This is a genomic window from Treponema lecithinolyticum ATCC 700332 (assembly GCA_000468055.1).
Taxonomy (GTDB): Bacteria; Spirochaetota; Spirochaetia; order Treponematales; family Treponemataceae; genus Treponema_C; species Treponema_C lecithinolyticum.
In genome coordinates this window covers 383682-396007 of record KI260569.1, presented here as the reverse complement: position 1 = coordinate 396007, position 12326 = coordinate 383682, and the positions used below count along the sequence as shown (strand labels likewise).

The window sequence follows — 12326 nt, the reverse complement described above, 5'->3', positions numbered from 1 at the left end:
GAATTCCCTATTTCCCCTTGCCGTTTAATAGGCGGAACAGTTTTTTTAGCAGTCCGATTTTGCCGAACAGCAGCCAGTATAAAAGAGCGGCGATTCCGACAAGGGGCGCTCCGCAAATTACAATATAAAGCAGGACGGTAAGAAGGCCGGCGAAAAAATCGACGATATTCGACGCGAAGCGCCTGAATGCTTCGCCCATATCGGGCCATTCAAAACCGCCCGAAGAAGTCGCTCTGAACGGCAGATGATAGCTTATTTCGATTCGGGAATAGTCGATTTGCGAAGAAAGCCGCTTCATTTTTCCTTCCATCGATTCGATGTCGGCGATAACGGAATTCAATTCATGCTCGATTTTCAGCATGTCTTCCATATTTTTTGCCTGCGAAAGATAGGTTTGCAGGCGGCTGCGCATAAGTTTGCGCGTTTCGAGTCTGGTTTGCAAATCGTAGTACCGCTCCGAAACGTCTTCGGCGGATACGCTTTTCGATTCCAGTGTGCCGATGCTTCCGGCGGACTCCATCGCCTGTTCAAAACGCGCACTCGGAATGCGGACCGCCGCACTTCCGCTATTTTCGTCGTTAAAGGACGATTCGACATAGCCTCCGTAAAGGGCGCACCATTTTGCAACGGCGATTTCGGTTTGTGCAATATCGTTCACTTTAAAATACAGGCTGCCGGTCTTTATTAATTTGCGCCCGCTTTGAGCCGTGTCCGCGGGAACTTGTTCTTCGTAGTTGTCGGCGCTCATTTTCATTTCCGCCGGGGCGCGGGCAGAGCCGGCTTCATAGGTATCTTCGTACAAGGCGCTTTTTCCGCCGCATGAAATAAAAACGGCAGCGGCGAGCAAAACCGCGGTTAAAGCTGCGGCGGTAAAAAACGGTTTGGTGTTCGGCATGGAGTTCTCCTTATTCATTTATGCGAATCGGTTACGGTCAAGTATAACTGAAAAAGAGTTGATTGTACAATAAGTGAAGGACGGTGCGGTGAAAGCATTGATATAATTGCTCCGTTTCCGTTATGATGAACAATAAACCGAAATGAAACACCTATATCAAATTGAAAAAACGGATAACGCATGTGCCGCGTTCGGGCACTTTGACGGAATGCATAAGGGGCATCGAAACCTTGTGCAAACGCTTGTGCGGGAGGCACAAAAAAGAGGCCGGCCTTCCGTCCTCGTAAGTTTTGTGCCGCCCGAAGGGACTTTTGTATATACGACCGAAGAAGAAAAGGCCTTTCTGCTGAAAAACAGCGGCCTCGATGTGTTGATTTCCTGCAGTGAAAAAGAAAAGTCCGATCCGGCCGCTCTTATAAAAAAAACGGGAGCGTCCCGCATTGTGTGCGGCGATTGTCGGGGAAACAAAGACGATTGCGCGGATGGCGCCCTCGCACAGTGCGCGCAGCTGGCCATCCGAAAAGCGGCGCAAGAGCTCGGCATTCCGATTGTGATGTGCGAAGAAGTTTTCGAAAGCACCGCTGCTTGCGGTAAGAGTAAAAACGCCGGTGCTATTTCCATGCTGATGCTGGATGCGGCCTTTGAACGGGGCGACTTCGATGCTTTTTCGCGTTTGTGCGGCCTACCGTATATGATGGCCGGAAAAGTACTGCACGGCAAAGGGCTCGGCAGAACGGTCGGCATGCCCACGGCGAATTTGGGACTTGCACCGAATAAAAAAAAGCCGCCCGAAGGCGTATACGCAACGCTTACGCGCATCGACGGTGAGGTGTTTAAAGGCCTTACGCATGTAGGGCGGCGTCCTTCCGTCGATAACGATACAAATATCAGCACCGAAACTTTATTGCTCGATTTTTCGCGTGATATTTACGGCAAAAAAATAGAACTGTACGTGTGCGCGTTTATCCGCGGTATTATGAAACTGAACGGACTTGCCGAAGTGCAAAAGCAAGTTCAAAAAGATATCGTCGCCGCGCGGACAGTCTTGACTGGACACGATTTGCCGCCGTTATAATTTCAGCGGTTTTTTGACGCTTGTCCGTAATAGGCGTTTTTTCCGTGCTTTCTGTCGTAATGCTTTTGAATGACGTAGTCGGGAAGGGGAGCAAAGCCGGGATTGACTGTCATGCAAATCCACGCCATTTTTGCAATTTCTTCAAGGACTGCGGCGTTGTACACCGACTTTTCGGCGTCCGTTCCCCACGTAAACGGGCCGTGCCCGCCGACCAGAACCATTTGGCATTCGGCGGGATTCAGCGCTTCGTCAAAGCAAGCGCCTTTTTCTTTGCAGCCGTGCAGTTTGTGCGGCAAAGCGACGGGGCAGGCGATTGACGGATTTTTAAGCGTTTCGATTATCAATAGGCCGGTTTCTTTTTCATAGGCTGTTTGTACGGCTTTTTCGGAAAGATAGGGCGTGCAGGGAACCGGCCGGAAGCCGTGGTCGGCATGGGTGGTGCCTAAAAGCGGAACCGAGCGGCACGCTTGCGCCCATGAAGTTGCATAGGGCGAATGCGTGTGCGTTATGCCGCAAATTGCGCTGTGCGTTTGCAAAAAATAGCGGTATAACTGCGCGTGAGTCGGCGTGTCGGAAGACGGGTTCAGCTTTCCGTCTACGGTTTTTCCGTCCAAATCGACGACAACGATGTCTTCGGCTTTTAAAAGGTCGTAGGGAACTCCCGACGGTTTAATTGCAAAAACCGCTTTATCCGGATCCAGCGCAGAAACGTTTCCCCAGGTATAAATAGCCAAATTCCGTGCAGGGATTTCCATATTAGCCCGCCACGCCTGTTCTTTTAAGTCGGTGTACATTATTGTTTTCCTTTTGTTTCTCTATTCCCGTGCAGCCGCACAATTTTTTTTCGGTATTGCCGGGACTTTTAGCTTTTCAGCTGCTTTTCGGCAAAGGCGCCCAGCTGCAGATATTTTTTGTAAAGCGATTCGTATACCGCGGCGGTTTTCGGATTCGGTTTGTAAATCCGGTCTATGCCCGGGGCTAATTTTTTTTGCGCTTCTTCCACATTCGGATATAAACCTGCAGCTGTAGCGGCAAACACTGCCGCTCCGATGGAAGGCGACAAGTCGCTTTCGGTTACTTGAATTGTGCGTTTCGTAACATCGGCCAAAATCTGCATGCCGACACTACTTTTGCGCGCGACGCCGCCGACGGCAATAATTTTTTCTATTTTAATGCCGTTTTTTTCGAAGCATTCGATAATCGCGCGCGAGCCGAAAGCCGTCGCTTCCAACAGCATACGCATAAAAGCCGGTGCGTCGGTTCCGAGCCTTATGCCGCTCATCCACGCGCTAAGATTTTGGTTTGCATGCGGAGTGCGCCGCCCGTTAATCCAATCCAAGGCGACGGGAGAAGTTGCGTAAGGAGAAATACCGGCGCAGGCTTTTTCCAGTTCGGGAAGAATCTTTTTTTCGTAAGCTTCGCATTCCGCTTCGCTCGGTTCGCAACCGAGCAGAGCTTTACCTGCGCCGTTTTTAAGCGGCCACAGCAGTAAATCACGGAACCAGCGGTAATAATCGCCGTAAGATGATTGTCCTGCTTCGTATCCGATTTTGCCGCTGATAACCGAACCGTCCACTTGTCCGCAAATGCCGGGAATGCATTTTTCTTTTGTTCTTTCGCTATGTCCGATAATTATATCGCAAGTGGAAGTACCGATACTTTTTACCATAACGCCTTCGGCAACTCCTCCTCCTACGGCACCGATATGCGCATCGTAGGCGCCGATACACACGGGAATATCCGCTTGTAAACCCAGTTTGTCAGCCCATTCTTTTGTCAATTTTCCCTGTTGTTCTTCGGTTGTCCATGTTTTGCTGCCCAACAGCGAGGCAATTTGTGCCAGCTTGGGTTCAAGCTGCGATAAAAATTCTTTTGAAGGATAGCCGCCCCAGCTTTTATGCCACATGCATTTATGCCCCGCGGCGCAGCGGCTGCGCTTTATTTTGTCCGGCGCGGCTTTTCCGCACAGTAAAGCGGTCATCCAATCGCAGTGTTCAACCGCACAAAAAGCGGCTTTTTTTACCTTTTTGTTTTTGCGTATCGTATGCAGCAGTTTTGACCAAAACCATTCGGAAGAATACGTTCCGCCCGAATAGCGTGTATAGTCTTTGCCGCCCCAATTTTTGCACAGCGCATTTATTTCGTCCGCTTCGGCAACGGCAGTATGGTCTTTCCATAAAATAAACATTGCATCCGGATCTTCGGCAAATTCCGGCAGCAAAGCAAGCGGCATGCCGTTTTTGTCCGTGAGCGCAGGAGTGGAGCCGGTGGTGTCCATGCAGACGGCGCAAATAAGTTCGGCGGCTCGTTTGTTTTTCGATTCGGCTTCTTTTACGGCTGCTTTTACCGCTGCAGTAAAACTTTCTATATAATCGAGCGGGTGCTGGCGGAAACGGTTTTCTTTCGGGTCGCAGTACAAACCCTTTTTCCAGCGCTCAAAAAAGCGCACATCGGAACCTTGCACGCTTCCGTCGGCGGCATCCAAAACAACAACCCTCACGGAATCAGAACCGAAGTCGGCTCCCAACACAAAATGCTCGTTTTTATTCATACAACCCTCCGCTTTGAATTACGTATATACTAAATCATAAGCGGAATAAAAGCAAGAAAGAGCATGGATAAAAAAAACTACCAGTTTGCGTTTTTCAAACGGCCGCTTTTTGCAGTACGGCAACCGGAATAACGCAGGTGTATACCGATTGCTCTATGTCCACATCGCGCAGGCGCACTTTGACGTTAAAAGCGTCGATAAGGTTTTCTTCGCTGATAATCGAGCGGCTTGTTCCGTATAAGCATTCGCCGTTTTGTTTTAGAATAACCGCGCTGTCGGAAATTTGCAGCGCATGGTCGGGGTAGTGGGTATTGACGATAACGCTTATGTTTTTTGTGCGCGATAAATTTTTTATCGTATCCAAAACGGTCAGTTGATTTTTAAAGTCCAAATTCGATTCGGGCTCGTCCAAAATCAGTATCTTCGGTTCGGCCGCAAGCGCGCGCGCTATGAGCACCATTTGCAGTTCTCCGCCGCTCATTTCGTTACACAATTTGTTTTGCAAAAAAGCGACGCCGATTTCTTCCATACAGGCAAGGGCTTTTTCGCGGTCTTCTTCCGTCGGCTGGCGGAAAAATCCCAAATGCGCCGAACGGCCGAACATAACCATTTCGAGCGCATTGTACGAAAAAGTCGATTGTTTTGCCTGCGGAACGTATGCGATATTGCTCCAAAAGTCCTTAACGGAATATTCCCGTATGTCTTTTCCGTCGAGCAGCGTTCTGCCCTTGTTCCATTTGAGCAAGCCCATGACGCATTTTAGAAGCGTCGTTTTTCCGACCCCGTTCGGTCCGAGCACGGACAGCACTTCACCCTGATTCAATGTAAAGCAGATATCGTCTATGATATACCGTTTGGGATTGTATGAAAAATATCCGTGTTCAACTTGAAGAATCATGTGCGTATTCCTCCCGTCTTTTTTAAAAGAAAGATAAACAGCGGCGCGCCCAAGGCGGCCGTTAAAATCGAAACCGGAATTTCCGAGCTGATAAGGCTCCTTGCGGCGGTGTCGATTAAAATCATCAATACGGCGCCCAAGCCGATGCTTGCGGGAACGACATAGCTGTTGTTATTGCCGAACAGCATTCTGGCGATATGCGGCACTAATAAGCCGACCCAGCCGACTTGTCCGCACATCGAAACCGCCGAAGCGGTTATAAGCGTCGAGGCGAACATGGTAATGAGCCGCACGGCTTTTACGTTTACACCCAAAGAACGCGCTTCGTCTTCGCTGAAGCTTAAAATGTTCAGGCGCCAGCGCACGCTCCAGAGCAAAATCATGCCGACTGCGATAAAGGGCAGGCCGATTACGAGCGTGCCGTATTTTGCACTCGCCATGCTTCCCATCAGCCAAAAGGTGATTGCCGGCAATATTTCTTCGGTATCGGCAAGATATTTTGCCAAGGAAACGGCTGCCTGAAACAGCGACGAAACGGCCATACCGGCCAAAATAATCATAATGATGCCGCTTTTTACGCCGTTTTTGCCGTTTGAATTGCCGATGATGTAGGTTAAAAAAAGCGCAGCGATTCCCATAACCAATGCGAACAGCTGAACGAATAAGGCGTTCAGCGAAAAAAGCAGGGCGACAACCGCGCCGAACGAGGCGCCGGAAGCCACTCCCAAGGTATCGGGAGTGGCCAGCGGGTTCGAAAAAAGCGCTTGAAAAGAAGCACCCGCAATCGAAAGACCCGCTCCGACAAAGGCCGCAAGCAAGATACGCGGCAGCCTTATTTTAAACACAACCGAATACAGTTTCGGTTCGTTTATCATGCTGTCGCGGAAGTTGACGAGCACCGAAATCATTTTGCGCAAAGGCACATGGTACCGGCCGATGTTCAAGCACAGCAGAGCCGTCAGTATAAAGAGAACAGTCAGTATCAATAATCCGAAATAAAATTTTCGGCGCTCGTTTGTCATCTGTATTTACCGGCTTCCCTTGAAGGATTGTAAATTGTGCGGATGTCTTCATCGTCGATGTTCAGCTGATAAAATTTTTGGTAGAATTTTTTCGTTTCCGCATTCATATCCAAATCTTTAAAGATTTCCGGCTGGTTGTGTTTTGCAAGCCATTGGAGCACAAGGGGAACTTCCGATGCGGGCGGGAACCAGCGGTACATGCCCAGCGGAAATTTGTACACTTTTTTATTTTTTACCGCTTTTATTTGGCTCCAATCGTGGCCGGCAACTTTGTTTTCGATTAAGTCTTCGGGCATGCGCGGACTGAAGTTCGTAATATAAATGATGTCCGGATCCCACTGGATAATCTGTTCCATATTTACGGGGGCGACTCCGCTTAAATCCTGGGCGACGTTCACGGCACCCGTTGAAGTAAGCCAGTATTGGCCGAAAAAATTGCTGCCCGAAACGGTAAGCGCGCTGTCGTTGTAGTTGAATAAAATCATTGCGCGGGGCTTATCTTTTTCTTCAACCTTTGCCAAACGGGATTGAATGTCGTTGTACACTTTGCGGCCGTATTCGCCGATGCCGGCCGCTTTATCTTCTTTGTCGAGCGTTTGCCCCAAAAGCTCAATCCATTTTTCGAACGTTACAATACAATCGTAGTTGAATTTTCGCGCGCTGAATCCGACCGTACGGATACCCGCATCGCGCAATCGTTTGCTTACTTCGGGACCTGCGCCGTGGAATACAACATCCGGTTCCAAACTCAGCAACGCTTCGATGTTCAAATCGCTGCCGTTTGTAAATTCGGTCGAAAGGGTCGTTATGCGCGGAAAGGTTTTTTCGAGCAAAGAGCCGCGCGCCGCAGTCATGGACGCGGGCGGAATGCCGATCAGGCGGTCCGCTGAACCGTCAAATACGCACAATACCGAAGGCAACGGTAAAAGCTGATGGATAACGATTTTGTTTATTTTATTCGGAATTTCAGCCGTTTCACCGTTATGGTCGATGACCGTTCTAAAAGCCGGTTCGGCTTTTGCATTTTGTTTTGCCTTGCATGAAGTGCTTAAGCACAAAATTGCGGCTATTGCCGCAACGGCCGAAGCCGTGATTATAATCGATTTTTTCATAATTACTCCTCTTATTGCTTGAAAAATTGTAACTGTGTATATTCGGATCGTGCGGATTCTACTGCAGCGCCCGGTTCACTTGTTCGCCTATTATTTGTAAAAACGCATTACCTCCTTCGCCTATAAAATACGGTGCGTCTTTTCTATGGAATTTGCTCGAAACGCCGAAATGCGGCACTTCGATAAAAGCCGTCTGTTCGCTCTTTTTTAAAAGATTTTTAAAAAACGGGTCTCCGATAACTGCTTTAAATTCCGCTTTGTTTATGTGCGCTTTTATTTCCGATTCGTCGCGCAAAGCCGTATCGTCTGTTTGCGCCGCTTCTTTGTGCAAGCCGAATATTGTGCCGACGCATATACCTCCAATACCGTACTGCCGCTTGAGGGCGCAGCGCAGCGAATTGCAAAAAATCTGTTCGCCGAGGCACAGTACGCTCGCTTGTTCGCTTTCCGTCCGTCCGCTTTCCGCACCCCACACGCAATTTTCCTTTCGGCTGGAAACGCCTTCGAGTTTTTGCACAAAAGGCCCGCATTCACGTTCACCGACAGGATACCCTGCAATGTAGGGCATGCCGCCTTTTTTATACAGGTAGTCGGCAATTAAAAACCCCGCTTGCGATACGGCGATGTTTGCCTGCGCGCGGCCCAGCATTTGTACGTTTTGCACCGTCAGCTTTTCCATCGCACAAAAATTTACGGTAAAGCCGGCTTGTGTCAAAAGCCTTTTTAAACTTTCGATATTTTCGCTGCGCACAAAGTCTATCGGGTTTGCGCCGATTATGTTTACGCATTTTTTCGATGCGGATGAGCCGCCGTTTTTTTCGCTGTCAAGGTCGGCAAATTTATCGATTAATTCCTTCCATGCCCAAAAAATACCCTTGTCGTAATACGCGGTTCCCGTCGTTTCGATCCCGATTGCCGGAAGGCCTGATTCGGCTTCCAGTTCTTTGGCAAGACCTTTTAAGTCGGTGCCGATAAGCATGGGCACGGGCGTTCCGATGAGCGCGAGCAGTTCCGGTTTAAGACTTTTTGCGGCGGCAATCATCTTGTCGGTTAAAACCTTGTCGTTGCCCAAAACGGCGTCTATTTCGCGCAAGCCGGAGCAAAAAATATTGCGCTCCGAATTATACCAGCGGGGCTCGTCGTAGCCGGTGTAATTGCCCGTGCAGCCGGCCGCATCGTGCATGGCGGTAAGCGCGTTAAAATCGAACATAACCGAAGCCGCTCCCGAATAATCGGGCGAAAAGGGCGGAAGCCAAATACTCAAGTTTTTCATATGACCAGCCCGTACTCCTTTATCATGCGTTCCAAATCGGCTTTTTCGTCGAGGGCGCTTACCATCATATCCATAAGCCGGCGAATCCCGTCGTAGCCGAAAAGCCCGTCGTCGTTTACCCAATTCACAACATATTCCGAAGCGGAAATATAGCCCGATTGGAATCCGAGCGCCAAACTGTCCGGCATACGTTTATCGAACTTTAAAATGTCCGGATGCTGGGGCTGCAGGATTTCGATCTCCGGGCAGGCCGACGTTACGTCGGCGTAAGCTTGCTTATCCAAAGCGATGCACTGTTCGGCAAAAATCCGTACAACGTTGAATCCGAAGTTCAGTAAAACCTTGCTTAATGCAAACGGCGTTTTCGTACACGAATCGTCAACGATAACGGGCATCGAACCGATCTTTTCTTTTGCCCGTTTTACTGCTTGCAGGGCTTTTTCTTTGTACGGGGCAAAGTCAAACGGAATTTCGGTAAGGCCGAAAAAAGCCGCAATTCTTTTATATTGATTTTCGATTTCGTCCATATCATACGTAACGAATTCCTGTAGATACGGAATTTGAGCCTTTTTTTTCATATTTTCGCACGCGAGCTTTCCCGCAGGCGAAATCAAAAGGTTCAGTTTGCTTTGTTCCATTTTCTTGTAATCGGTAAAATCTTTTGTTTCGCTTATATGAATGACGCGCCCGATTCCGATGCTTTTAAAAAACGCGTACAGTTCGCAGGTTTTTTCGAGGTCCGCAAAACAGCCGACTAAATTGACGGTATTGAGTTTGTGCGGATTGTATTCGAGCAGACTGTACATTGCATCGAGCGCGGTTATTATCGGCGGACGTTTGCTGTCAAGCGAAATAGGGTTCATGTGCGCAAATACGAAACGGACGTCGGGGTGCGCGATTTCCAATTCATCGACAATCGCCTGATGGTTTGTACCGAGCAGGTCGTCTATGCAGCTTACGACAATCATAAGAACTTTGGGCTTTGTGTCCAAAGCGTCGAGCAATTCACCGCACGCCTGCACAATCAAATCGTCATAGCCGTTGACGATGTCGCTTTGGTCTACGTACAAATACGACAATCGCTCTTTTAAATGCTGCTGGTAGGCCCCCAAAGCGCCGTGGCGTCCGCAAGCGGCGGGGCACACAAAAAGCTGGTACGATTCGGGAAGCTGCATACAGATTCTGACCAAACCCCAGCCGCCCGTTGCGGGCGAAGTGTAGTGCAGTGTGTTTTCAAAATGATTACAGCACATCTTCGGTAACCTTTAAAACGACGGCGCTTAAATCGTCGTATTCTTTTCCCATAACCGAATCGGGGAAGGCTTCGGCAACGGTTTTCCCCAGCTTTTCGGCATCTTGAACCGTAGGACTTCGTGGCATTGTTTTTAAAATAACCGTGTTCATTTCCTTTGCCGCGCGCTGTACGATATCGTCTTCATTTTCTATATTGCGCTTGTTTAAAATAAGACCCGCGCACCGTGCGTATCCCCTGCTTGAAAAATTCTGTATTGCGCGCAAAATATTGTCCGCCGCATATAGCGACATCATTTCGCCCGAGGTTACGATAAGCACGTCGCGCGCATAACCTTCCCGTATGGGCATCGCAAAGCCGCCGCATACGACATCGCCCAAAACATCGTACAAAACGATATCGGGCTTATACGTTTCGTACGCGCCCAAATCTTCGAGCGTATCGAAGGCCGTAATAATGCCGCGACCCGCACAGCCGATGCCCGGCGTTGGCCCGCCGGATTCCACACACAATACGCCGTTAAAACCTTCGAACACGATATCGTCAAGCGTAATGTTTTTACGCTCTTTTAACAGATCCAGCACGGTGGGAATCTTTTTTCCGCCGACAAGGTTGCGCGTCGAATCGGCTTTGGGGTCGCAGCCGATTTGCATAATCTTATACCCTTTTTTGCTCAACGCAGCCGACAGATTTGAAACCGTAGTTGACTTTCCGATGCCGCCTTTTCCGTACACTGCGATTTTCCGCACGTTCATGCTCCTAAAAAAATCTTAGTCTTATATAACTTTTTTTCAACAATATATCGGATTGAACGGTGAATGTCAACAAAGCGCATACTGTACATGGACGCGTTGTCTGTGGTATACTCAATGTCAAACCTTTACAGGAGTTTTTATGGAAGATCATGCGATTTCGATGGAAAAGATAGTCAGTTTGTGCAAAAGGCGCGGCTTTGTGTTTCAGTCGTCCGAAATTTACGGCGGGCAAGCCGGCGCATGGGATTACGGTCCCTTAGGCATCGAGCTGAAAAAGAATATACAAAATGCGTGGTGGAAAGAAATGACCCAGCTGCACGACAATATCGTCGGGCTGGACGCGGCGATCCTTATGCATCCGCGCGTGTGGGAAGCTTCCGGCCACGTGGCGAACTTTTCCGATCCGCTGGTCGATTGCAAAAAATGCAAAATGCGCTACCGCGCCGATACGATGGATCAAAAAGCGCTCGCCGAAAAAAAATGTCCCGCCTGCGGTGGCGAATTAACCGAGCCGCGCGAATTCAACCTGATGTTTAAAACGCACATCGGGCCTGCCGAAGATACTGCAAGCGTCGTATACCTTCGTCCCGAAACCGCTCAAGGTATTTACGTCAACTATAAAAACATCATTCAGTCAAACCGCATGAAAATTCCGTTCGGCATCGCCCAAGTCGGCAAAGCATTCCGCAACGAAATCGTAACAAAAAACTTTATCTTCCGCACTTGCGAATTCGAGCAGATGGAAATGCAGTTTTTCGTAAAGCCCGGCGACGACGATAAATTTTTTGAATATTGGCGGAATCAGCGGTGGGAATTTTATAAAAAATACGGCGTGCGCACGGAAAAACTGCGCTGGTACCATCACGAAAAACTCGCTCACTACGCAAAAGACGCGTACGACATCGAATACGAGTTTCCGATGGGCTTTCAGGAATTGGAAGGCGTTCATAACCGAACCGATTTCGATTTGAAGCGTCATACCGAATTTTCGGGCAAGGATATGCAGTACATCGATCAGGATAACGGCAACGAACGCTACATTCCGTATATCATCGAAACGTCCGCCGGCCTTACGCGCAACGTGTTGATGTTTTTGTGCGATTCGTACGAAGAAGAAAAGGTTGCCGATAAGGGTAACGATGACGATTGGAGAACCGTCCTGCACTTTCACCCGAAAATCGCTCCGATTACCGTTGCCGTTTTGCCGCTTATGAAAAAGGACGGCTTGGCCGAAATCGCTCAGGAAATTCGCGATGAATTAAAAGAAGACTTTGTTACCGACTACGATCAAGCCGGCGCCATCGGAAAGCGCTACCGCCGTCAGGATGAAGCCGGAACGCCCTTTTGCGTTACGGTCGATTACGACACCAAAGAAGACAAGAGCGTAACGCTGCGTTTCCGCGATTCGATGGAACAAGTGCGCGTGCCCCGTGCCGCTTTGGCGGAACGGATTCGCAGCGAGATAAAAAATTACCGGCGAAAAGCATAAAGTT

Annotated in this window: 11 protein-coding genes; 2 read left to right on the top strand and 9 right to left on the bottom strand. The window is 49.1% G+C overall.

What is annotated here, in order from left to right; translation table 11 throughout:
* Window positions 1-7 precede the first annotated feature (7 nt).
* Complete coding sequence (locus HMPREF9193_RS09910; protein WP_040848111.1) at window positions 8-895, bottom strand: DUF4349 domain-containing protein; 888 nt, start codon at window positions 893-895, stop codon at window positions 8-10.
* 142 nt (window positions 896-1037) lie between these two features.
* Here HMPREF9193_RS09910 and HMPREF9193_RS09905 point away from each other — a divergent pair, with 142 nt between their 5' ends.
* Window positions 1038-1970 carry a riboflavin kinase gene (locus HMPREF9193_RS09905; RefSeq protein WP_021688001.1) on the top strand — a complete coding sequence of 311 codons (933 nt, stop codon included), beginning with the start codon at window positions 1038-1040 and terminating at the stop codon, window positions 1968-1970.
* Window positions 1971-1972: 2 nt separating this feature from the next.
* Here HMPREF9193_RS09905 and HMPREF9193_RS09900 read toward each other — a convergent pair whose 3' ends face one another.
* The 8 genes from HMPREF9193_RS09900 to HMPREF9193_RS09865 all read right to left on the bottom strand — a co-directional run bounded on the left by HMPREF9193_RS09900 (window position 1973) and on the right by HMPREF9193_RS09865 (window position 10833).
* Window positions 1973-2764 carry a class II aldolase/adducin family protein gene (locus tag HMPREF9193_RS09900; RefSeq protein WP_021688000.1) on the bottom strand — a complete coding sequence of 264 codons (792 nt, stop codon included), beginning with the start codon at window positions 2762-2764 and terminating at the stop codon, window positions 1973-1975.
* Between the two features lie 68 nt (window positions 2765-2832).
* The gene (locus HMPREF9193_RS09895; protein WP_021687999.1) at window positions 2833-4521 is read right to left on the bottom strand and encodes a ribulokinase; all 1689 of its coding nucleotides are present in this window, start codon (window positions 4519-4521) and stop codon (window positions 2833-2835) included.
* Window positions 4522-4615: 94 nt separating this feature from the next.
* Complete coding sequence (locus HMPREF9193_RS09890; protein ID WP_021687998.1) at window positions 4616-5419, bottom strand: ABC transporter ATP-binding protein; 804 nt, start codon at window positions 5417-5419, stop codon at window positions 4616-4618.
* Window positions 5416-6441, bottom strand: a complete 1026-nt coding sequence (locus HMPREF9193_RS09885; RefSeq protein WP_021687997.1) for a FecCD family ABC transporter permease — start codon at window positions 6439-6441, stop codon at window positions 5416-5418. Before HMPREF9193_RS09885 ends, HMPREF9193_RS09890 begins: the two co-directional genes overlap by 4 nt.
* Entirely contained in the window at window positions 6438-7553 is a 1116-nt protein-coding gene (locus HMPREF9193_RS09880; protein WP_021687996.1) for an ABC transporter substrate-binding protein, read from the bottom strand. Before HMPREF9193_RS09880 ends, HMPREF9193_RS09885 begins: the two co-directional genes overlap by 4 nt.
* Before the next feature lie 58 nt (window positions 7554-7611).
* A complete protein-coding gene (locus HMPREF9193_RS09875) occupies window positions 7612-8826 on the bottom strand; it encodes a nitrogenase component 1 (protein WP_021687995.1) in 1215 nt (404 codons plus the stop codon).
* Window positions 8823-10079 carry a nitrogenase component 1 gene (locus tag HMPREF9193_RS09870; protein WP_040848109.1) on the bottom strand — a complete coding sequence of 419 codons (1257 nt, stop codon included), beginning with the start codon at window positions 10077-10079 and terminating at the stop codon, window positions 8823-8825. Before HMPREF9193_RS09870 ends, HMPREF9193_RS09875 begins: the two co-directional genes overlap by 4 nt.
* Complete coding sequence (locus HMPREF9193_RS09865; protein WP_021687993.1) at window positions 10069-10833, bottom strand: nucleotide-binding protein; 765 nt, start codon at window positions 10831-10833, stop codon at window positions 10069-10071. Before HMPREF9193_RS09865 ends, HMPREF9193_RS09870 begins: the two co-directional genes overlap by 11 nt.
* A 139-nt stretch (window positions 10834-10972) precedes the next feature.
* Between HMPREF9193_RS09865 and HMPREF9193_RS09860 the strand changes: the two genes are divergently transcribed.
* A complete protein-coding gene (locus HMPREF9193_RS09860; protein WP_021687992.1) occupies window positions 10973-12322 on the top strand; it encodes a glycine--tRNA ligase in 1350 nt (449 codons plus the stop codon).
* Window positions 12323-12326 lie beyond the last annotated feature (4 nt).

Coding starts and splice junctions, on each gene's coding strand:
- HMPREF9193_RS09910 (WP_040848111.1), bottom strand. CDS start 895: ATGCCGAACACCAAACCGTTTTTTACCGCCGCAGCTTTAACCGCGGTT.
- HMPREF9193_RS09905 (WP_021688001.1), top strand. CDS start 1,038: ATGAAACACCTATATCAAATTGAAAAAACGGATAACGCATGTGCCGCG.
- HMPREF9193_RS09900 (WP_021688000.1), bottom strand. CDS start 2,764: ATGTACACCGACTTAAAAGAACAGGCGTGGCGGGCTAATATGGAAATC.
- HMPREF9193_RS09895 (WP_021687999.1), bottom strand. CDS start 4,521: ATGAATAAAAACGAGCATTTTGTGTTGGGAGCCGACTTCGGTTCTGAT.
- HMPREF9193_RS09890 (WP_021687998.1), bottom strand. CDS start 5,419: ATGATTCTTCAAGTTGAACACGGATATTTTTCATACAATCCCAAACGG.
- HMPREF9193_RS09885 (WP_021687997.1), bottom strand. CDS start 6,441: ATGACAAACGAGCGCCGAAAATTTTATTTCGGATTATTGATACTGACT.
- HMPREF9193_RS09880 (WP_021687996.1), bottom strand. CDS start 7,553: ATGAAAAAATCGATTATAATCACGGCTTCGGCCGTTGCGGCAATAGCC.
- HMPREF9193_RS09875 (WP_021687995.1), bottom strand. CDS start 8,826: ATGAAAAACTTGAGTATTTGGCTTCCGCCCTTTTCGCCCGATTATTCG.
- HMPREF9193_RS09870 (WP_040848109.1), bottom strand. CDS start 10,079: ATGTGCTGTAATCATTTTGAAAACACACTGCACTACACTTCGCCCGCA.
- HMPREF9193_RS09865 (WP_021687993.1), bottom strand. CDS start 10,833: ATGAACGTGCGGAAAATCGCAGTGTACGGAAAAGGCGGCATCGGAAAG.
- HMPREF9193_RS09860 (WP_021687992.1), top strand. CDS start 10,973: ATGGAAGATCATGCGATTTCGATGGAAAAGATAGTCAGTTTGTGCAAA.